Origin of the sequence: Streptomyces sp. 2114.4 (assembly GCF_900187385.1) — a bacterium.
GTDB lineage: Bacteria > Actinomycetota > Actinomycetes > Streptomycetales > Streptomycetaceae > Streptomyces > Streptomyces mooreae.
This window is the reverse complement of the sequence record NZ_FYEY01000001.1, coordinates 1,430,681-1,451,422: the sequence shown is the minus strand read 5'-3', so window position 1 is coordinate 1,451,422 and position 20,742 is coordinate 1,430,681. Positions and strand designations below refer to the sequence as shown.

The window sequence follows — 20,742 nt, the reverse complement described above, 5'->3', positions numbered from 1 at the left end:
CAGTGACAGGAGGCAACACCGTGGCAGACCGCACGCCCCCACTCTCCGTCGAGGAGCTCAGGGTCCTCGTCGACGCCGGGGAGATCGACACTGTCGTCCTCGCCTTCACCGATATGCAAGGCAGGCTCCAGGGCAAGCGGTTCGCGGCCCGATACTTCCTCGACACCGTCCTCGACCACGGCACGGAGGGCTGCAACTACCTCCTCGCCGTCGACGTCGACCTCAACACCGTCGAGGGCTACGCGATGTCCTCCTGGGAGCGCGGCTACGGCGACTTCGCCATGCACGGCGACCCCGGCACGCTGCGCCGCACCCCCTGGAACCCCGGCACCGCCCTGATCACCGCCGACCTCGCCTGGCACGACCGCTCCCCGGTCGCCGCCTCGCCCCGGCAGATCCTGCGCCGCCAGCTCGACCGGCTCGCCGAGCGCGGCTGGAGCGCCTACGCCGGCACCGAGCTGGAGTTCATGCTCTTCAAGGACTCCTACGAGGACGCCTGGTCCCGCGGCTACCGCGAGATGAACCCCGCCAACCAGTGGAACGGCGACTACTCCGTCCTCGGCACCGGCCGGGTCGAGCCCGTCCTGCGCCGGATCCGCAACGAGATGGGCGCGGCCGGCATGACCGTCGAGTCCGCCAAGGGCAAGTGCAACCTCGGCCAGCACGAGATCGTGTTCGTCTACGACGAGGCGCTCACCACCTGCGACCAGCACGCCATCTACAAGACCGGCGCCAAGGAGATCGCCGCGCAGGAGGGCATGTCGCTCACCTTCATGGCGAAGTACGACGAGCGCGAGGGCAACTCCTGTCACATCCACCTCTCGCTGCAGGACGAGGACGGCCGCCCGGTGCTGGCCGACGACGACGGCCCGTACGGCATGTCGAAGACCATGCAGCACTTCCTGGCGGGCCAGGTCGCGGCGATGCGGGACTTCACGCTCCTCTACGCGCCCAACATCAACTCCTACAAGCGCTTCCGCCCCGGCTCCTTCGCGCCCACCGCCGTCGCCTGGGGCCCCGACAACCGCACCTGCGCCCTGCGGGTGGTCGGCCACGGCCGCGCCCACCGGCTGGAGAACCGTCTGCCCGGCGGCGATGTGAACCCCTACCTCGCGGTCGCCGGCATGGTCGCGGCCGGTCTCTACGGCATAGAGCACGAGCTCGAACTCCCCGAGGCGACCACCGGCAACGCCTACACCGGCGATGCCGCCCATGTCCCCACCACCCTGCGCGAGGCCGCCGAGCTGTGGGAGCGCAGCCCGATCGCCCGGGCCGCGTTCGGCGACGAGGTCGTCGACCACTACCGCCACATGGCCCGCGTCGAACAGGACGCCTACGACGCCGCCGTCACGGACTGGGAGCGCTTCCGCTCCTTCGAGCGCATGTAAGGAACCGCACGTGTTGCACGAGCTGAAGATTCTCAACCCGGCGACCGAGGAGGTGGTGGCCACCGTCCCCACCACCTCTCCCGAAGAGGTCGACGCGGCGGTCCGCCGCGCCGCGGCCGCCCAGGAGGCCTGGGCCGCGGTGGCACCCGGCGACCGGGCCCGCATCCTGCGCCGCTTCGCCGACGTCGTCGACGCGCACATCGAGCCGCTTGCCGCCCTCGAACTCAAGGAGGCCGGCCACCCGCTGGGCAACGCCCGGTGGGAAGCGGGCAACGTCCGCGACCTGCTGCACTACGCGGCCGGGGGAGTGGAGCGGCTGACCGGCACCCAGATTCCGGTCGCCGGCGGCCTGAACCTCACCGTCCAGGAGCCGCTGGGCGTGGTCGCCGTCATCGCGCCCTGGAACTTCCCGATGCCGATCGCCGCCTGGGGCACCGCCCCCGCGCTCGCGGCCGGCAACGCCGTTCTCCTCAAGCCCGCCGAGACCACCCCGCTCACCGCACTCCGGCTCGGCGAACTCGCCCTGGAGGCCGGGCTCCCCGAGGGTCTGTTCCAGGTCCTGCCCGGCGAGGGACCGGTCACCGGCACCGCGCTGGTCGACCACCCCGGCGTCGCCAAGGTCGTCTTCACCGGCTCCACCACCACCGGCCGGCAGATCGCCGCCCGCTGCGCGGCGCAGACCAAGCGGCTCACCCTGGAACTCGGCGGCAAGAGCCCCAACATCGTCTTCGCCGACGCGGACATCGAGGCCGCGGCGGCCGCCGCCCCCGGCTCCTTCCTCGACAACACCGGCCAGGACTGCTGCGCCCGCAGCCGCATCCTCGTCCAGCGCTCCGTCTACGACCGCTTCCTGGAGCTGCTGGAGCCCGCGGTCAAGGCGTTCACCGTCGGCGACCCGGCCGATCCGGACACCCAGATGGGGCCGCTGATCTCCGCCGCCCAGCGCGAGCGCGTACGGTCCTTCGTCCCCGAGGACGCCCCGGCGGCCATCCGCGGCGAGGCGCCCGCCGGCAAGGGCTTCTGGTACCCGGCCACCGTCCTGGAGGGCCGCCCCGAGGACCGTACGGCCGTCGAGGAGATCTTCGGCCCGGTCGCCGTCGTCCTGCCCTTCGACGACGAGGCCGACGCCGTCCGGCTCGCCAACGCCGGCGACTACGGCCTGGCCGGCTCGCTGTGGACCCGTGACGTCGGCCGCGCCCTGCGGGTCTCGCGCGGCGTCGCGGCCGGCAACCTCTCCGTCAACTCCCACAGCGCCGTGCGCTACTGGACCCCCTTCGGCGGGTTCAAGCAGTCCGGTCTCGGCCGTGAGCTGGGCCCGGACGCACTGACCGCGTTCACCGAGACCAAGAACATCTTCATCAGCACCGAGGAGACCAAGTGACCGAGCAGACCGCAGTGTGCCGCCGCCTCGTCGGCCGTACCGCCGTGATCACCGGTGCCGGCAGCGGCATCGGCCTGGCCACCGCCCGCCGACTGGCCTCCGAAGGCGCCAACGTCGTCTGTGCCGACATCGACGAGACGGCGGGCAAGGCCGCGGCCGCCGAGGTCGGCGGCCTCTTCGTCCAGGTCGACGTGACCGACTCCGACCAGGTCGAGGCGCTGTACAAGACCGCCTTCGACACCTACGGCTCGGTCGACATCGCCTTCAACAACGCCGGGATCTCCCCGGACGACGACGACTCGATCCTCACCACCGGCCTGGACGCCTGGAAGCGCGTCCAGGAGGTCAACCTCACCTCGGTCTACCTCTGCTGCAAGCACGCCCTGCCCTACATGCGCGACCAGGGCCGTGGCTCCATCATCAACACCGCGTCCTTCGTGGCCGTGATGGGCGCCGCCACCTCGCAGATCAGCTACACCGCCTCCAAGGGCGGCGTGCTGTCCATGTCCCGTGAACTGGGCGTGCAGTTCGCCCGCGAGGGCATCCGGGTCAACGCCCTGTGCCCGGGACCGGTCAACACCCCGCTGCTGCAGGAGCTGTTCGCCAAGGACCCCGAGCGCGCCGCGCGCCGCCTGGTGCACGTCCCCGTCGGCCGGTTCGCCGAGCCCGAGGAGATCGCCTCCGCCGTCGCCTTCCTCGCCAGCGACGACTCCTCGTTCGTCAACGCCGCCGAATTCCTGGTCGACGGAGGCATCGCGGGCGCGTACGTCACCCCGGTGTAACCACTGGTTGTTCACCTCCACTTCAGCGTCATGGCGGCCGGGATTCGCACCACGCCCGGCCGCCGTGCGCTAGCCTCCGCCTTCGATTCTTCGTTCGACAGGAGTGCGTTCCATGCTCACCAAACGTCGCTGGTTGGCAGCAGGTGCCGCCCTCGCGGTCGTGGGAGGCGGCGTCGTGGCCGCCCAGACGGCCACGGCGGGCCCGGCACCGCGTCAGTGCCCCACCCTCCACGTCACCAAGGGCTGGTACGGCGACAACCGTGCCAAGCTGCAGAAAATGATCGACGAGCGGGGCAGCTGCGCCGGCTCCCACGGCGCCCGGCCGGTCGCCACCTTCGACTGGGACAACACCGTCGTCAAGAACGACATCTCCGACGCCACGCTGGCCTGGATGCTGCGGCACGACAAGGTGCTGCGCCCCGCCAGCTGGAAGGCCACCAACAAGTGGCTGACCGACGACGCGGCTGCCGCGCTCACCAAGGCCTGCGGCACCTCCGTACCGGCCGGCCGCCCGCTGCCGACGTCCACCGACACCGGCTGCACCGACGAGATCCTCGACGTCTACAACGACGAGAAGACCTCGGACGGCAAGCCCGCGTTCGCGGGGGAATGGAACCACCGGCGCACGGTGCCCTCCTACGTCTGGATCACCCAGCTGTTCGCCGGGCACAGCCCGGACACCCTGACCTCGTACGCCGCCAAGGCGCGCAAGCAGAACCTCGCCGCGCCGATCGGTACGGAGCAGACGGTCGGCACGCACAAGTGGGCCGGATACATCCGCTACTACGAGCAGCAGCGCGACCTCATCGGCACCCTCAAGAAGGCCGGCTTCGACGTCTACATCGTCTCGGCGTCCGCCGAGCCGCTGGTGCGCGCCTGGGCGCCCGGTGTGGGCATCGACCGTGACCACACCGTCGGCATCCGCAACATCGTCCGCGACGGCCGGCTCACCACCGGCGTCCAGGGCTGCGGCGACGTCAAGGACACCAACGGCGAGGTCCTGACGTACATGGACGGCAAGCGCTGCTGGATCAACCAGGAGATCTACCACGTCAAGGGCGCCAAGGCCTGGCAGCAGCAGGACCCGGCGCACCGCCCCGCCTTCGCGGCGGGTGACGCCGAGACCGATGTGACGTTCGTCGGCGATGCCACCGCCGGCCACCTGGCCATCAACCGCAACAAGACCGAGCTGATGTGCCGGGCGTACGACAACAGCGACCACCGCTGGGTCGTCAACCCGATGTTCATCGAGCCGAAGAAGCGCAAGACCGACGCGTACCCGTGCTCGACCGCCGGCTACCTCCAGCCGGACGGCACCCTCGCCCCGATTCACCGCCCCGACGGCTCGGTGATCCCGGACCAGCAGGACACGGTGTACTGAGCCACCGGCTCCGTACGGGGGAGGGCCGCACCGGTCAGAGAAAGGTGCGGCCCTCCCCGCGGTACGTCGGCACCGTCCCCACCACCCGCTCCCCGTCGATCAACTGCAGCTGGTCGAACCGCTCACACAGTTCACCGGCCTTGGCGTGCCGGAACCACACCTTGTCGCCGATCCGCAGACCGTCGGCGGCCGGACCCAGCAACGGCGTCTGCACCTCGCCGGGGCCCTCCTGCGGGTCGTAGCGCAGCCCGGCCGGCAGATACGGCACCGGCAGCCGGTCGGGACCCGCCACCCCTGACGCCGGATAGCCGCCGCCCAGCACCGTGACCACCCCGGGGCCCGGGCGGCGCACCACGGGCTGGGCGAACAGCGCCGCCGGACGACCGCTGAACGAACGGAAGTTGTCGAACAGCCGGGGCACATACAGCCCCGACCCGGCCGCGATCTCGGTGACCGCCGCCTCCGCCGCGGTGTGCTGCACACTGCCGGTCCCGCCGCCGTTGACGAACTCCAGGCGCGGTGCCACCGCCCGTACCGCCCGTACCGCCTCCCAGCGGCGCCGCGCCAGCTCCTTGCGGGCCGCCGCCTGCATCATCCGGATCGTCCGCGAGAACACCGGCTTGCCGGCGACGTCGTCGCCCACACCGGCCACATGCCCCTCGTACGCCATCAGCCCCACCAGCCGGAAACCGGGGCGGCGCACCACCGTCCGGGCCAGCGCCGCCAGCCGGTCGGGCGTCCGCAGCGGTGAACGGCGGGCACCGACCCGCACCTTCCCGCCCATCAGCCGGTAGGAGGTGTCGAGTTCCAGGCACACCCGCACCTCCTCACCCGCCCCGCCGGCCGGCCGGGCCGCGTCGATCAGATCCAGCTGTACCGGGTCGTCGACCATCACCGTCACCGCGGCCGCGAGGTGCGCGTCGCCGGTCAGCTCGGCGAAGCCCGCCCGGTCCACCGACGGATAGGCCAGCAGGACGTCCGGGAAGCCCGAGCGCGCCAGCCACAGCGACTCGGCGAGCGTGAAACTCATGATCCCCGCGAAGCCGTCGCGCGCCAGCACCCGCTCCAGCAACGCCCGGCAGCGCACCGACTTGCTCGCCACCCGGATCGGCTTGCCCTTCGAACGGCGCACCAGATCGGCGGCGTTGGCGTCGAAGGCCTGCAGATCGACGACGGCCAGCGGCGCGTCGAGATGGGCGGTGGCCCGGTCGAACGGGGTCTGACCGGCCGGGTGGTGGGCCCGGTGAGGGGCCGTGCCGTCAGGGGTTTCGACTGTGTGCGGGGGCATGGCCGCAGCCTGCCAGAGCTTCCCCCCTGCCAAAAGGGCGCGGTCGGCGCCCCTGCCACTGGGGGAGATGCCCCTACCGGCGGGTAGAGGGGAGTTTGCGACAGAGCGGACATGGGTTGGAGCACCGACGGCGTCAGCGCTTACAGTGACTCGAACACCGCAACCAGCAGGTCAGCGGCGTGTTGTCCGGATACGAACCACCGTGCCCCGATTGCGGATCGGGCCCGGAGGCCAGCGGCGCAAGGGGGAGCGCGGGTGAGCACCGACGCGGAATTCGCCGATGCGCAACCCGCCCCGCCCATGCCCCCCAAGCCACCCCGGCGGCCCGCCGCGGCCGCTGGACCCGGGGCGCGGCCGGCCGACGACCCGCAGACGGCCGTGCTGCGCCGGGTGCCGCCCATGCCACCCCTGCCGCCGTCCGCGCCCGCCGCCCCGGCCGCCACCGGCCCGCTCCCCGTGCCGCCCCGCCCCGCCGCCCCGCCTTGCGCGGGGCCCCCCGCCGCCGGCGCGCCGCTGCCGCCCCGCCCGGACCGTGCCCCCGGCTCCCCGGCCCCTACGGGAGGGGCCCCCACCGGACCGGCCGTCCCCGGCCCCTCGCAGCCCCCCGCCTTCCGTGACACCGCCGCCTTCCACCTGGCCCACAGCCAGGACCTGTGGAGCGGCCCCGGTGCACGCACCGCCGGGCGCCCGGCACCGGTGCCGTGGCCCCGTACTCCCCTCCCTCGCCCGGGAGCGGTGCACGGGACCGGCGCACCGGCCGCCCCCTTCCGCCGCCCCGGCGCCCGGGTGCTCACCGCCGCGGCCTGCCTGATCCTCGGCATCGGCCTCATCGGCGGTGCGGTGGCGGGAAGTTGGCTCACCGGGGACGCCTCCGGCGCCGCACCCACGGCCGAGGCCGTCTTCGCCAAGGGCCGCGACGTCTGGCACGACACCCCCGTCGACACGCTCTTCCCCCGCACTGTCAAAGGCCTGGGCGCCGGCCCCGGAGGCGCCGACCGGACCTGGACCCGGATCGCCGTCGCCCCCGACACCGGCTGCTCCGGCGCCTACGACACCGAGCTCGCCGCCGCGCTCGCCCCGGCAGGCTGTGTCCGGCTGCTGCGCGCCACCTACGTCGACGCCACCCGCAGCGCCGTCATCACGGTCGGCGCGCAGACCACCAAGGCCGCCCCGGCCGCAATGACGGCGCTCCACACCCGCTTCAGCAGCAAGAACCTGGGCACCCGCACGGACCTGATGCCGCTGCCGTACGCGGCCAAGGGCACCGTGGCCGAGGACTTCGGGCCCGCCCAGCGGGCCAGCTGGACCGTGCGGGTGCTCACCGACATCCCGGCCGTCGTCTACGCCGTCTCCGGGTTCGCCGACGGCCGCACGTTCACCGCGCCACAGCCCGCCGAGGCCGCGGTCCGGCCCGGTACCACCACCGCCCCGGCCGAATCCGGACTGGGCCACGACGCGAAGGACCTGGCGGACCGCATCGAGGCGGACTTCCGCAAGGCGGCCGGCCGCCCGACCCCGACAAGGCAGGCCTCGTCATGACGCAGTCCGTGCGGCGTGGCACCGCCCTCGCGCTGGCCTCGGCGGTGCTCGCCGCACTGCCCGCCGTCCCCGCCGGGGCCGATGCCCTCCGCGCCCAGGAGTGGGCCCTCCAGGCCGTCCACGCCCAGCAGGCCTGGCGCACCACCAAGGGCGAGGGCGTCACCGTCGCCGTCCTGGACACCGGTGTGGACGCCAACCACCCCGACCTGGAAGGACAGGTGCTGCCCGAGCAGGACCTGGTCGGCTTCGGCGCCGGGCCGGGCGACTCCGCCTGGGCCCGGCACGGCACCGGCATGGCCAGCATCATCGCGGGGCACGGCCACGGCGCGAACGGCCGCGACAGCGGAGTGCTCGGGCTCGCCCCGGCCGCCAAGATCCTGCCGGTCCGGGTGATCCTCGAAGACAACGACACCCAGCGCGAGCGGGCCCGCACCGAGAAGGCGGGGGCGCTCGCCGACGGCATCCGCTGGGCCGCCGACCACGGCGCCGACGTGATCAATATGTCGCTGGGCGACGACAGCGAGTCCGCGCACCCCGAACCACGCGAGGACGCCGCCATCCAGTACGCCCTCGGCAAGGGCATCCCCGTCGTCGCCTCCGCGGGCAACGGCGGCCAGAAGGGCAACCACGTCTCCTACCCCGCCGCCTACCCGGGCGTCATCGCGGCCACCGCCGTCACCCACCTGGGGGGCCGGGCCCGGTTCTCCACCCGGCACTGGTACGCCACGGTCAGCGCCCCCGGCTTCGACATCGTCATGGCCGACAACGACGACGGCTACCTCTCGGGCTGGGGCACCAGCCCCGCCGCCGCGTTCGTCTCCGCGGCCGTCGCCCTGATCCGCTCCGCACACCCCGGTCTGAGCCCGGACCAGATCCGCCGCCTGCTGACCTCCACCGCCCAGGACCACCCCAAGGGCGGCCGCGACGACGACTACGGCGCCGGCCTGATCGACCCGGCCGCCGCCCTCGACGCCGCGGCGGACCTCAAGCCCACCCCGCAGAAGCCGGCCCCCGCCGGCTACGCCACCCGCTACTTCGGCCCCGGCCCCACCGCCGACGACGACGGGGACACCCCCACCGACTGGCTGCCCTGGGCCGCCGGCACCGCGGGTCTGGCCTTCCTCACGGCCGCCGTCGTCCTCTGGCGCCGCCGCCCCGCGCACCACTGACCGGCCCCGCCCACCGCGCCGGACCCACCGGACCGCACGTCAACGGCACCGCCCCCGAAAAGGCACCGTCACCGGCCGATACGCTCACCCCGTGCAGAAGAACATCCCGGACCCCGGTTTCTCCGACGACGACGGCTCCGCCGACGCCGCGCTCGCGGCAGCCCTGGCGGCGTACGGGGCGGACCGGGCCGCCGAGCCCCAGCTCCTGTCGGCGCTGGCCGGCGCGCGCGTCCTGGTGCCCGTGGTGGCGGTCCTCGGCGAGGTGGAGACCGGCCCCGACGGCCTGCGCCGCGAAAAGACCAGCGATATGGCCGTCCCCACCCTCCAGGCCCCCGACGGGCGCCGCGCCCTGCCCGCCTTCACCTGCATGGAGTCACTTCAGCGCTGGCGCGGCGACGCCCGCCCCGTCGCGGTCCCGCTGCAGCAGGCGCTGCTCGCCGCGTCCCACGAGAAGGCCGACACGGTCGTCGTCGACCTGGCGGGCCCGGTCACCTACCAGCTCACCGGTCCGGCCCTGCGCGCCCTGGCCGAGGGCCGGACGAGCGCCGACCCGCTCGCCGACCCGGCCGTCACCGACGCGCTGCGTGCCCTCCTCGACGCCGAGCCCGGCGTGCTCGTCGCCCGTCTCGCCCCGTCCGGCGAAACCGACGCCACCCTGGCTTTGGGCCTCGCCCCGGATGCCCCGGCCGCCGAGGTCGCCCAGCGGCTGGCCCGGTCGCTGGCCGCCGACGAGGTCCTTCGTGCCCGGCTCGTGAAGGGCCTGGACCTGGCCCTCCTGCCGCCCGGCGCCACGACGGCCGGAGAACCCCTCTACCGGCGCTGACCCACCACCGCCGGGGCCCGGATGCGACGAGTGGGCCCCGGGCCGCCGACGGGCGCGTTCGTCTCCAGGGACGCACAATGCGAGGAGAGCTCAAGATCCACGCGAGGAGAGCCCCCCATGGAGAAAACGGAGATCTCGAAGGTACTGACCCGCACGGTCGTATCCGAGTTCCTCGGCACGCTGCTCCTGGTGTTCTTCGCCGTCGGCTCGGCCGTGCTGGCGGGCGAATACATCGGCACCTTCGGCATCGCCCTGGCCTTCGGCTTCACCATGGTGGCGCTTGCCTACGCCCTCGGCCCGATCTCGGGCTGCCATCTCAACCCCGCGGTGACGCTGGGCATGCTGCTGGCCCGCAGGCTCACCCTGCGGACCGCCGCCGAATACTGGATCGCCCAGGTGGTCGGCGCCATCGTCGGCTCGGCGCTGCTCTTCCTGGTGGCCCGGCAGGTCCCGGGGCTGCAGACCCATGGGTCCTTCGGCACCAATGGCTGGGGCGACCGCTCGGCGGTGCACCTCAACCTCGGCGGCGCGTTCGTCGCCGAGATGGTGATGACCTTCCTGCTGGTCTACGTGTGGCTGTCGGTCACCCACAAGGTGGCCGTGATCGGCTTCAACGGGATGGCGATCGGACTGGCCCTGGCCACCGTCCACCTCATCGGCATCCCCCTGGACGGCACCTCCGTGAACCCGGCGCGCTCCATCGGCCCGGCGCTGTTCGCGGGCGGCGGGGCCATCACCCAGCTGTGGCTGTTCATCGTCGCGCCACTGATCGGCGGCGCCATCGCGGCGGTGGTGCACCAGATCACCCATCCGCCGCACGAGCCGGTCCTCGTCGCCGACGACGCGGTGCCGCCCGAGGCCACCACGGAATCCCGGGCCGAATCCGACTGACCGGCCGGCGCCCCGCCCCCGGCACACGACGAGCCCCGGCCCTTCCCGGGCCGGGGCTCGTCGCCGGTATGCCGTAGTGGCGCGGCTCAGCCGTAGACCGGCCCGGTGAACTTCTCCCCGGGACCCTGGCCCGGCTCGTCCGGCACGACCGAGGCCTCGCGGAACGCCAGCTGCAGCGACTTCAGGCCATCCCGCAGCGGCGCCGCGTGGTATGAGCCGATCTCGGTGGCGCTGGCGGTGACCAGCCCGGCCAGCGCCTGGATGAGCTTGCGCGCCTCGTCCAGGTCCTTGTGCGCCGCGCCCTCCTCGGCGAGCCCGAGGTTGACCGCCGCCGAACTCATCAGATGCACCGCGACCGTGGTGATCACCTCGACCGCCGGCACCTCGGCGATGTCGCGGGTCATGGAGTCGAAGTCAGGGTTCGCCGCGTCCGGCGCGTCGGGCTGCTGCGGTGTCTGGTCGCTCATGTCTTCGGGCTTCTTCCTGCTGAGGGGTCGGCTCCAGCCTATGGGCAGGGGGCCCGGTCCCCGCGTCCGGGAGTGTCCTCCCGGGCCCGGGGCACGGCAGTACCGGCACAGGAGTGGGTGCCACCTCTTGACTCGTGTATTCTGGTGTTCCGACCGGCCGGACACGCATGTGACCGGCCCACAAGTGGAGGCTCCGATCTCCCACCCGGCCGACCTCAGGTTGGCGGGTCAACGGTCCGGCTGCGCCCCGCGGAGACTTCGCGACGGTGCTCCAGATCTATGTGGAGCCCCGCCTGTGTCCCGTCCGGGGCATTTTTCATGTACCGCGCGGTTGGTCACACCGAAAAGACGTTACGCGGCAGTCCGCCAGGCCGTCGCGTGGTGCTACCGAGGAGGATCCATCAGCGCCGAGCCCCGCATCAACGACCGGATTCGCGTTCCCGAAGTGCGACTTGTCGGTCCCAGCGGCGAGCAGGTCGGGATTGTTCCGCTTGCCAAGGCCCTTGAGCTTGCTCAGGAGTACGACCTCGACCTGGTCGAGGTGGCGGCGAACGCTCGCCCGCCCGTCTGCAAGCTCATGGACTACGGGAAGTTCAAGTACGAGTCGGCCATGAAGGCCCGTGAGGCGCGCAAGAACCAGGCGCACACGGTCATCAAGGAGATGAAGCTCCGGCCGAAGATCGACCCGCACGACTACGACACCAAAAAGGGTCACGTCGTCCGGTTCCTCAAGCAGGGTGACAAGGTCAAGATCACGATCATGTTCCGTGGTCGCGAGCAGTCCCGCCCCGAGCTGGGCTTCCGGCTGCTGCAGCGGCTCGCGTCCGACGTGGAGGACCTCGGCTTCATCGAGTCGAATCCGAAGCAGGACGGCCGAAACATGATCATGGTCCTCGGTCCGCACAAGAAGAAGACCGAGGCGATGGCCGAGGCCCGCGAGGCGCAGGCCGCCCGCAAGGCGGAGCGCCAGAGCGGGGCGGCCGCGGACGAGCCCGCCGAGGAGCCCACCGAGGAGCACGCCCAGGCGTGATCCCCGAGGCGTGAGCCCCGGTTCACGCCGGGGCACCCCGCCCCGGACAGCAATCGACATACATGACGCTCCCGCTCGCCGGTTCACGCCTGCGGGAGCGCCCCTGACGAGGAGAGAACGGCGCATGCCGAAGAACAAGACGCACAGCGGTGCCAGCAAGCGCTTCAAGGTCACCGGCTCCGGCAAGGTGCTGCGTGAGCGCGCCGGCAAGCGCCACCTGCTCGAGCACAAGTCGTCCCGTGTGACGCGTCGCCTCACCGGCAACGCCGAGATGGCCCCGGGCGACGCCGCGAAGATCAAGAAGCTTCTCGGCAAGTGAGCCGCCGCGCCCCACTGAACAGGAGGGGGCGCGCGACTCGGACCGGGACCCAATCGATTCGGGCCGTGTGACGACAACCACGGCCCCGCTACAAGGAGTTAACAAGTGGCACGCGTCAAGCGGGCAGTCAACGCCCACAAGAAGCGCCGGGCGATCCTCGAGCAGGCCAGCGGCTACCGCGGCCAGCGCTCGCGCCTGTACCGCAAGGCGAAGGAGCAGGTCACCCACTCCCTCGTCTACAACTACAACGACCGCAAGAAGCGCAAGGGCGACTTCCGTCAGCTGTGGATCCAGCGCATCAACGCCGCTGCCCGCGCCAACGGCATGACCTACAACCGCTTCATCCAGGGTCTGAAGGCCGCCAACATCGAGGTGGACCGCAAGATCCTGGCCGACCTCGCGGTGACGGACGCCAACGCGTTCGCCGCGCTCGTCGAGGTTGCCCAGAAGGCGCTTCCGAGCGACGTCAACGCCCCGAAGGCTGCCTGAACTTCAGCCTGACGACGTGATGACGCGGACCCGCAGGCCCCGGCCTGCGGGTCCGCCGCTTTTCCGGACCGGCCAGGTCCCGTCCGCAGACCGGCCCCCACGCACCGAACCACAGAAGCGAGCCGCCGCCCATGGGCACCCCCGAGCTGATCTCCCCGCGTTCCCCGCGCGTCACCGCCGCCCGGCGGCTGGCCCGCCGCGCCTTCCGCGGCAAGGAGCGCCGGTTCATCGCCGAGGGCCCGCAGGCCGTACGGGAGGCGATCGCGCACCGCACGGGCGGGGTGCCCACCCTGACCGAGCTGTTCGCCACGGTCGAGGCGGCCGAGCGGCACACCGAGATCGTCGAGGCGGCCCGCGCGGCCGGGGTGCGGGTCCACTTCGCCGACGACCGGACCGTCGCCGACATCTCCCAGACCGTCACCCCGCAGGGCCTGCTCGGCGTCTGCGGCTTCCTCGATTCGCCGTTCGAGGAGATCCTGGCCGCCCGCCCGCAGCTGATCGCGGTGCTCGCCAACGTCCGTGACCCCGGCAACGCCGGTACGGTGCTGCGCTGCGCGGACGCCGCCGGCGCGGACGCCGTCGTGCTGACGGACGCCTCCGTGGACCTGTACAACCCCAAGTCCGTACGGGCGTCGGTGGGTTCGCTCTTCCACCTCCCGGTCGCGGTGGGCGTACCGGTCGAGCGGGTGGTGAGCGGGCTGCAGGCCGCGGGTGTGCGGATCCTCGCCGCGGACGGTGCGGGCGACCGTGACCTGGACGCCGAGCTGGACACCGGCTCGATGGGCGGGCCCACCGCCTGGGTCTTCGGCAACGAGGCCTGGGGCCTGCCGGAGGAGACCCGGGCGCTGGCGGACGCGGTGGTGCGGGTCCCCATCCACGGCAGGGCCGAAAGCCTCAACCTCGCGACGGCGGCCGCGGTCTGCCTCTACGCTTCCGCCCGGGCCCAGCGCAGCCCCGGCGGCTGCCGCGCGGTGTCACCCGCCTGAGGGGCGTCCTCGCGAACTCCGCGGCGCCATCGAGGCGAACTAGTAGGCTTGCGTGCTCGGGGGCCCGGAAGGGGGTAACGGGGATGGATGTGAGGACTTCCGGCACCGCAGCCACCGCTGACAGCTGCCCGTCCGACGGACCGGCACGCGGGCCGTCGTCCACCGCTGCCGCGGGACCGGGCGCCCTGGACGCCGGTCTCGGGGTGGATCCCGACGATCTGCCCGACGGCCTGGTGGTCGCCGACGAGACCGGGCGGGTGATCTGCTTCAACGCCGCGGCGGCCAAGATCACCGACATCCGCCCCGGCGACGCGCTCGGCCGCCCCCTGGAGCACGCCCTGCCGCTGCAGGACATCGAGGGCCGCCGCTGGTGGCGGCTCACCGACCCCTACGGCGGGCTCGCCATCCGCCGCGGCCAGCCCGAGCGCAACCTTCTGCTCGGGGGCCGTGAGGTGCTGGTCTCCGCCCGCTATGTCCGCAGCCGGCCGACCGGGCCGGTCCAGCGGCTGGTGATCGCGCTGCGCGGCACCGAGGCCCGGCGCCGTACGGAGCTCAGCCACGCCGAGCTGATCGCCACCGTCGCCCATGAACTGCGCTCACCGCTGACCTCCGTCAAGGGGTTCACGGCCACCCTCCTCCAGAAGTGGGAACGCTTCACCGACGACCAGAAGCGGCTGATGCTGGAGACGGTGGACGCCGACGCCAACCGCGTCACCCGGCTGATCGCCGAGCTGCTGGACATCTCCCGGATCGACTCCGGGCGGCTGGAGGTGCGCCGCCAGCGGGTCGACATGAGCGCCGCGGTCCGCCGGCACGTCCAGGCGCAGACCACCGCCGGCCAGCGCCCGGACCGCTTCCTGATCCGGATGCTGGAGCCCCTGCCCGATCTGTGGGCGGACCCGGACAAAGTGGACCAAGTGCTGGGCAACCTGCTGGAAAACGCGGTGCGCCACGGCGAGGGAACCGTCACCATCGAGGTCGGACCGGTAGCGGATACGACCAGCGGAGAGGGGACGAGCGTCACCGTGAGCGACGAGGGCCCCGGCATCCCGGAGGAGTCGATGAGCCGCGTGTTCACCCGCTTCTGGCGGGGCAGCAAGCGCGGCGGCACCGGCCTGGGCCTCTATATCGTCAAGGGCATCGTCGAGGCGCACGGCGGGACGATCACGGTCGGCCGTGCCCCGGCCGGCGGCGCCCAGTTCCGATTTAGCCTGCCTGTCGCGGCCCCGGCCTTCATGGCCTGAGAGGAAGCGGCAGGCGCCCCGCGGGGGCGCGGACCGGCCGCGCGGCCCGTCCCCCTTAGACTTGACCTTTGGCACCTTTGGCGCACAGGCATCGCGGGCACACGCGGGCTCGGCATCGCCCGTTCGTGATCGACGTTCGTCATCGACGTTTGTGAGCGAAGAGCCGAGGCGACGCGAGCCAAGCCAAGCCAGTCCACCGGAAGCACGGGAAGAGATGTCCGCACCCAATAAGTCGTACGACCCTGTCGAGGTCGAAGCCCTGAAACCGGAAGCGATCGCCGCACGGCTGGACGAGGCGCTGGCCGCCATCGCCGCCGCGGACGGTCTGGAGGCGCTGCGTGAGGTGAAGGTCGCGCACACCGGCGACCGCTCGCCGCTCGCGCTCGCCAACCGTGAGATCGGCGCCCTGCCCCCGCACGCCAAGGCGGACGCCGGCAAGCGCGTCGGCCAGGCCCGCGGCCGGGTGAACCAGGCACTCAAGGCCCGCCAGGAGGAGCTGGAGGCGGAGCGCGATGCCCGCGTGCTGGTCGAGGAGGCGGTGGATGTCACGCTGCCCTACGACCGCACCCCGGCCGGCGCCCGGCACCCGCTGACCACCTTCATGGAGCGGGTCGCGGACGTCTTCGTGGCCATGGGCTACGAGGTCGCCGAGGGCCCCGAGGTCGAGGCGGAGTGGTTCAACTTCGACGCCCTGAACTTCGTGCCCGACCACCCGGCGCGCCAGATGCAGGACACCTTCTTCGTCCAGGGCAACGGGACCGAGGGCGACGAGTCCGGCGTCGTGCTGCGCACCCACACCTCGCCGGTGCAGGCCCGTACGCTGGTCGACCGCGAGCCGCCCGTCTACGTCGTCTGCCCGGGGCGGGTCTACCGCACCGACGAGCTGGACGCCACGCACTCCCCGGTCTTCCACCAGATCGAGCTGCTGGCCGTCGACGAGGGCCTGACCATGGCCGACCTCAAGGGCACCCTCGACCACATGGTCCGGGCGCTGTTCGGCCCGGACATGAAGACCCGGCTGCGGCCGAACTACTTCCCGTTCACCGAGCCGTCCGCCGAGATGGACATGGTCTGCTACGTCTGCCGTGGCGAGTCCGTGGGCAACCCCGACCGGCCCTGCCGCACCTGCTCCAGCGAGGGCTGGATCGAGCTCGGCGGCTGCGGAATGGTCAACCCCAAGGTGCTCATCGCCTGTGGCGTCGACCCGGAGAAGTACAGCGGCTTCGCCTTCGGGTTCGGCATCGACCGGATGCTGATGTTCCGGCACAACGTGGAAGACATGCGTGACATGTTCGAAGGCGACGTCCGGTTCACCCGGCCGTTCGGGATGGAGATCTGATGCGGGTCCCGCTTTCTTGGCTGCGGGAGTACGTCGACCTGCCGGCGACGGAGACCGGCCGGGACGTACAGGCCAAGCTCATCGCCGTCGGCCTGGAGGTCGAGACCGTCGAGCGGCTGGGCGAGGGCCTCAAGGGCCCGCTCGTCGTCGGCCAGGTGCTGACCATCGAGGAGCTGGAGGGCTTCAAGAAGCCGATCCGCTTCTGCACGGTCGACGTCGGCCAGGCCAACGGCACCGGTGAGCCCCAGGAAATCGTCTGCGGCGCGCGGAACTTCGCCGTCGGCGACAAGGTCGTGGTGGTCCTCCCCGGCGCCGTGCTGCCCGGTGACTTCAAGATCGCCGCGCGCAAGACGTACGGCAAGAAGTCGCACGGCATGATCTGCTCCGGCGACGAGCTGGGCATGGGCGACGACGGCACGCACGGCATCATCGTGCTGCCGCCGGAGTACGAGGTCGGCACCGACGCGATCGAGCTGCTGGAGCTCGTCGACGAGGTGCTGGACATCGCCGTCACCCCGGACCGCGGCTACTGCCTGTCGATGCGCGGGGTGGCCCGCGAGACCGCCACCGCGTACGGCCTGCCGCTGCGCGACCCGGCGCTGCTGGACGTGCCGCCGCCGAACGTCGGCGGCTACCCCGTCCAGGTCTCCGACCCGATGGGCTGTGACCGCTTCACCGCCCGTACGGTCAGCGGCCTGGAGCCCGAGGCGCGTACGCCGCTGTGGATGCAGCGCCGGCTGCAGAAGGCCGGGATGCGCCCGGTCTCGCTGGCCGTCGACATCACCAACTACGTGATGCTGGAGCTCGGCCAGCCGCTGCACGCCTACGACCGCACCAGCGTGGACGGTCCGATCGGCGTCCGCCGGGCGACCGCGGGCGAGAAGCTGACCACCCTGGACGGGACCAAGCGGGTGCTGGACGCCGCGGACCTGGTCATCACCGACAACCGCGGCCCCATCGGCCTCGCGGGTGTCATGGGCGGCGCCAACACCGAGATCGCGGGCGGGGTCACCGACCCGGAGACCGGCGAGCGGCGCGGCACCACCGACGTCGTGATCGAGGCCGCGCACTTCGACGCGCTCTCCATCGCCCGTACGGCCCGCCGTCACAAGCTGTCCTCGGAGGCCGCCAAGCGCTTCGAGCGCGGGGTGGACCCGGAGGCCGCGTCCGCCGCGGCGCAGCGCACCGTCGATCTGCTGGTGCTGCTCGCGGGCGGCACCGCAGGGGAGGGCGTCACCGAGGTCGTCACGCCCCGCGGGCCGCGCACCATCACCCTCTCCGCCGACCACCCGGACAAGGTCGCCGGTGTCGCCTACGGCCGGGAGACCGTCGTCCGCCGCCTCCAGCAGGTCGGCTGCGACGCCTACGGCCAGGACGAGCTGGTCGTGACCGTGCCGTCCTGGCGGCCGGACCTCAGCGACCCCAACGACCTGGCGGAAGAGGTCATCCGGCTGGAGGGTTACGAGAACCTGCCCTCCACCCTCCCGAAGCCGCCGGCCGGCCGGGGGCTGACCGAGCGTCAGCGGCTGCACCGCAGGGTCGGCCGGGCGCTGGCCGGTGCCGGCTACGTCGAGGCGCTGAACTACCCGTTCACCGGCTCGCACGTCCTCGACCAACTCGGCATTGAGCCCGACGACCCGCGCCGCGCGGCCGTCACCCTCGTCAACCCGCTCTCCGACGAGGAGCCCGACCTCCGCACGACGCTGATCCCGGGGCTGCTGAACGCGCTGCGCCGCAACTACGGCCGGGGCACGCACGATCTGGCGCTCTTCGAGACCGGTCCGGTCTTCCGGGCGACCGGTGACGAGCAGCCGGCCAGCCGGCTGGTGGTCGACCGCCGGCCGACCGACGACGAGATCGCCTCGCTGGACGCCTCCCTCCCGCAGCAGCCGCGGCGCGCCGCCGTGGTGCTCGCCGGAGGCCGTGAGCAGGCCGGCTGGTGGGGCGACGCACGTCCCGCGATCTGGGCGGACGCCATCGAGGCGGGCCGCACCGTCGCGCGGGAGGCGGGTGTGGAGCTGATCGTCCGTCAGGACCAGCACGCGCCGTTCCACCCGGGCCGCTGCGCGGCGCTGCTCGCCGTCGCCGACGGCGAGGAGATCCTCGTCGGCAACGCCGGTGAGCTGCACCCGCGGGTCATCAAGGCGCTGTCCCTGCCCGAGCGCACCTGCGCGATGGAGATCGACCTGGACCGCCTGGAGCGGGCCGGGGCCGGCCCGCTGCGCGCGCCGAAGATCTCGGCCTTCCCGGTCGCGACCCAGGACGTCGCCCTCGTGGTCGACGAAGCCGTCCCGGCCGCTGAGGTGGAGGGCGCGCTGCGTGGTGGCGCGGGTGAACTGCTCGAATCGCTGCGGCTGTTCGACGTCTTCACCGGCGAGCAGGTCGGCGCGGGCAAGAAGTCGCTGGCCTATGCGCTGCGCTTCCGTGCGGCCGACCGGACGCTGACCGCGGAGGAGGCCTCGGCGGCCCGTGACGCGGCGGTCGCGGCGGCCGTGGAGCGGACGGGTGCGGTGCTGCGCGGCTGAGCCGGGCATGGCCCGCGGCGGCGTGTCGTGAAGGCTGAGGGCGCGGACGGTGAGACCGTCCGCGCCCTTCGTCGTGCGCGGTGTGCGGTGGGCGGGTCCGGTGAGGGCGGTGAGGTGGGCCGGAGGCGCTGAGGGAGCGGCCCGCGGGCGTGCCGCTGACCGCCGGAGGTGATCGGAGCCGTACGCCCTCACTCGATCGGGTGACGGTGTACGGATCGTCGCCGGGTGGATACGGAACGTCGCAAGAATCAGACCGGTTGCGGCGACCCGTGTGAGCACGACGGTGGGCCCTGCCGGGCCGCTCAACGCCTGCTGGGGAGTGCGACGAGCCCCTGGGAGACCACCGGACCGGCTAAGGGGACCATCGGCATGATCCGAACCTGGGCGCCGGGCGCAGGCGGCACCGCAGCGGCGGCCGTCCGGCGCGCCTTCGTCTTCGTGCTGCCCGGCCTGTGGGTGCTCGGTGTGGTGGCCTGGGAGCTGTGCTGCCCGACCGGCGGCCGGCTGCTGCAACTGCTCGCCGCCGCACCGGCCATCGCCTGTGCGGGCACCGGCCGCCGCCAGTGTGTGCTGCTCGGCGGGGTGTGCGCGCTGCTCGCACTGGTGCCGTTCGGCGCGGTGGAGCCCGCGGCCGGAGCGGGTACGCGCGTGATGACCTGCGGTGCGATCCTCGCGGTGATCGGCGCCGGCTATCTGACGGCCGGGCGGCGGCTGCGGCTGGTGCGGGAGCTGGAGCGCACCCGGGAGGTCGCCGTCGCCGCCCAGCGGGTCGTGCTGCGGCCGCTGCCCCGGCGGGTCGACGGGGTGCTGCTGGCGGCCGACCACCTCTCCGCGAGCGAGGGGGCCATGGTCGGCGGGGATCTGTACGAGGTGGTGGGGACCCGGCACGGGGTGCGGGCGGTGATCGGGGACGTGCGCGGGCACGGCCTGGAGGCGATAGGCACGGTCGCCGCGATGCTCGGCAGCTTCCGCGAAGTGGCGCACGACGAACCCGAACTGGGCGGGGTGCTGCGGCGGTTGGAGCGGACGCACCAGCGGCATCTGCGGGAACGGGCGCTCGTGGAGCGGCCGGCGGCCGGTGACGGGGGCCCGGTGAGCGCCTTCGCCGAGGAGTTCGTGACCCTGCTGCTCCTCGAGGTGGCACGGGACGGATCCGTCACGGCGCTGAACTGCGGGCACCCCTGGCCGTACCGGGTCGCCTGCCGGGCGGTCGCCCCGGTCGCGCCGGCCGAGCCGATGCCGCCGCTGGGGCTGTTCCCGCTGCCCGAGGAGCTGTCCGCGGTGCGGTGCGGACAGCTGCGGCCGGGGGAGGGGCTGTTCCTGCACACCGACGGGGCGGCCGAAGCCCGGGATGCGACAGGGGAGTTCTTCCCGCTGGCCCAGGAGCTGCGCAGCAGTGTCGAGGCCGCCGCGGCGCCGTGCGGGCCCTCGCCGTCGGGGGTGGTCGGGGAGGTGCGGGAGGCGCTGCTGCGGCATGCGGACGGGCGCCTCACCGATGACGTGGCGCTGGTGATGCTGAGCAATGACCGGGTGCGGGTGCCGGCCCAGCAGGCCCGTGGCACGCCTCCCGGCGCCCGCCTTCCGCGCTGACCTGCCGGCCGGCCGGCGGGGAAGTGACCCGGCCGGTTCCCCTGATGCCTGCCCAAGACGGCCGCCGCCCTTCACACCCCGTGTGAGGGGCGCTTCACTACGCTCGACGGA

Annotated in this window: 18 protein-coding genes; 16 read left to right on the top strand and 2 right to left on the bottom strand. The window is 72.8% G+C overall.

Annotated features, from left to right (window positions below):
- Nucleotides 1-20: 20 nt before the first annotated feature.
- The 4 genes from CFW40_RS06350 (at nt 21) to CFW40_RS06335 (ending at nt 4,932) form a co-directional block, all read left to right on the top strand.
- Nucleotides 21-1,388, top strand: coding sequence for a glutamine synthetase family protein (locus CFW40_RS06350; RefSeq protein ID WP_088796856.1), 1,368 nt, complete (start codon nt 21-23; stop codon nt 1,386-1,388).
- Between the two features lie 10 nt (nt 1,389-1,398).
- Nucleotides 1,399-2,769 carry an aldehyde dehydrogenase gene (locus CFW40_RS06345; RefSeq protein WP_088796855.1) on the top strand — a complete coding sequence of 457 codons (1,371 nt, stop codon included), beginning with the start codon at nt 1,399-1,401 and terminating at the stop codon, nt 2,767-2,769.
- On the top strand, nt 2,766-3,551 hold the full coding sequence (locus tag CFW40_RS06340) for a 3-oxoacyl-ACP reductase (protein ID WP_088796854.1): 786 nt from the start codon (nt 2,766-2,768) through the stop codon (nt 3,549-3,551). The genes CFW40_RS06345 and CFW40_RS06340 overlap by 4 nt, the downstream gene beginning before the upstream one ends.
- 112 nt (nt 3,552-3,663) lie before the next feature.
- Nucleotides 3,664-4,932, top strand: a complete 1,269-nt coding sequence (locus tag CFW40_RS06335) for a haloacid dehalogenase-like hydrolase (protein ID WP_088796853.1) — start codon at nt 3,664-3,666, stop codon at nt 4,930-4,932.
- Between the two features lie 34 nt (nt 4,933-4,966).
- On the opposite strand, the gene CFW40_RS06330 is transcribed toward CFW40_RS06335, so the two are convergent.
- A complete protein-coding gene (locus tag CFW40_RS06330; RefSeq protein WP_088796852.1) occupies nt 4,967-6,220 on the bottom strand; it encodes an amino acid deaminase/aldolase in 1,254 nt (417 codons plus the stop codon).
- 255 nt (nt 6,221-6,475) lie between these two features.
- On the opposite strand from CFW40_RS06330, the gene CFW40_RS37860 reads away from it, so the two are divergent.
- The 4 genes from CFW40_RS37860 (at nt 6,476) to CFW40_RS06305 (ending at nt 10,642) form a co-directional block, all read left to right on the top strand.
- On the top strand, nt 6,476-7,759 hold the full coding sequence (locus CFW40_RS37860) for a hypothetical protein (protein WP_256331569.1): 1,284 nt from the start codon (nt 6,476-6,478) through the stop codon (nt 7,757-7,759).
- Entirely contained in the window at nt 7,756-8,928 is a 1,173-nt protein-coding gene (mycP, locus tag CFW40_RS06315; RefSeq protein ID WP_088796849.1) for a type VII secretion-associated serine protease mycosin, read from the top strand. Before CFW40_RS37860 ends, mycP begins: the two co-directional genes overlap by 4 nt.
- Before the next feature lie 91 nt (nt 8,929-9,019).
- Entirely contained in the window at nt 9,020-9,751 is a 732-nt protein-coding gene (locus CFW40_RS06310; RefSeq protein WP_088796848.1) for an SseB family protein, read from the top strand.
- Between the two features lie 117 nt (nt 9,752-9,868).
- Nucleotides 9,869-10,642, top strand: a complete 774-nt coding sequence (locus CFW40_RS06305) for an aquaporin (RefSeq protein ID WP_088796847.1) — start codon at nt 9,869-9,871, stop codon at nt 10,640-10,642.
- Nucleotides 10,643-10,728: 86 nt separating this feature from the next.
- On the opposite strand, the gene CFW40_RS06300 is transcribed toward CFW40_RS06305, so the two are convergent.
- Nucleotides 10,729-11,109, bottom strand: coding sequence for a DUF1844 domain-containing protein (locus CFW40_RS06300; protein WP_086719722.1), 381 nt, complete (start codon nt 11,107-11,109; stop codon nt 10,729-10,731).
- A 331-nt stretch (nt 11,110-11,440) separates the two neighbouring features.
- On the opposite strand from CFW40_RS06300, the gene infC reads away from it, so the two are divergent.
- The 8 genes from infC (at nt 11,441) to CFW40_RS06260 (ending at nt 20,631) form a co-directional block, all read left to right on the top strand.
- Nucleotides 11,441-12,139, top strand: coding sequence for a translation initiation factor IF-3 (gene infC, locus CFW40_RS06295; protein ID WP_088796846.1), 699 nt, complete (start codon nt 11,441-11,443; stop codon nt 12,137-12,139).
- 124 nt (nt 12,140-12,263) lie between these two features.
- Complete coding sequence (gene rpmI, locus CFW40_RS06290) at nt 12,264-12,458, top strand: 50S ribosomal protein L35 (protein ID WP_016576627.1); 195 nt, start codon at nt 12,264-12,266, stop codon at nt 12,456-12,458.
- Between the two features lie 105 nt (nt 12,459-12,563).
- Nucleotides 12,564-12,947, top strand: coding sequence for a 50S ribosomal protein L20 (rplT, locus tag CFW40_RS06285; RefSeq protein ID WP_006607577.1), 384 nt, complete (start codon nt 12,564-12,566; stop codon nt 12,945-12,947).
- A 131-nt stretch (nt 12,948-13,078) separates the two neighbouring features.
- The gene (locus CFW40_RS06280) at nt 13,079-13,933 is read left to right on the top strand and encodes an RNA methyltransferase (RefSeq protein WP_088796845.1); all 855 of its coding nucleotides are present in this window, start codon (nt 13,079-13,081) and stop codon (nt 13,931-13,933) included.
- 83 nt (nt 13,934-14,016) lie between these two features.
- Entirely contained in the window at nt 14,017-15,177 is a 1,161-nt protein-coding gene (locus CFW40_RS06275) for a PAS domain-containing sensor histidine kinase (protein WP_088796844.1), read from the top strand.
- Between the two features lie 214 nt (nt 15,178-15,391).
- Nucleotides 15,392-16,516, top strand: coding sequence for a phenylalanine--tRNA ligase subunit alpha (gene pheS, locus CFW40_RS06270; RefSeq protein ID WP_088796843.1), 1,125 nt, complete (start codon nt 15,392-15,394; stop codon nt 16,514-16,516).
- Nucleotides 16,516-19,041, top strand: a complete 2,526-nt coding sequence (pheT, locus tag CFW40_RS06265) for a phenylalanine--tRNA ligase subunit beta (protein ID WP_088796842.1) — start codon at nt 16,516-16,518, stop codon at nt 19,039-19,041. Before pheS ends, pheT begins: the two co-directional genes overlap by 1 nt.
- A 369-nt stretch (nt 19,042-19,410) precedes the next feature.
- Nucleotides 19,411-20,631, top strand: a complete 1,221-nt coding sequence (locus CFW40_RS06260) for a PP2C family protein-serine/threonine phosphatase (protein WP_088796841.1) — start codon at nt 19,411-19,413, stop codon at nt 20,629-20,631.
- The last annotated feature ends 111 nt before the right edge of the window (nt 20,632-20,742 follow it).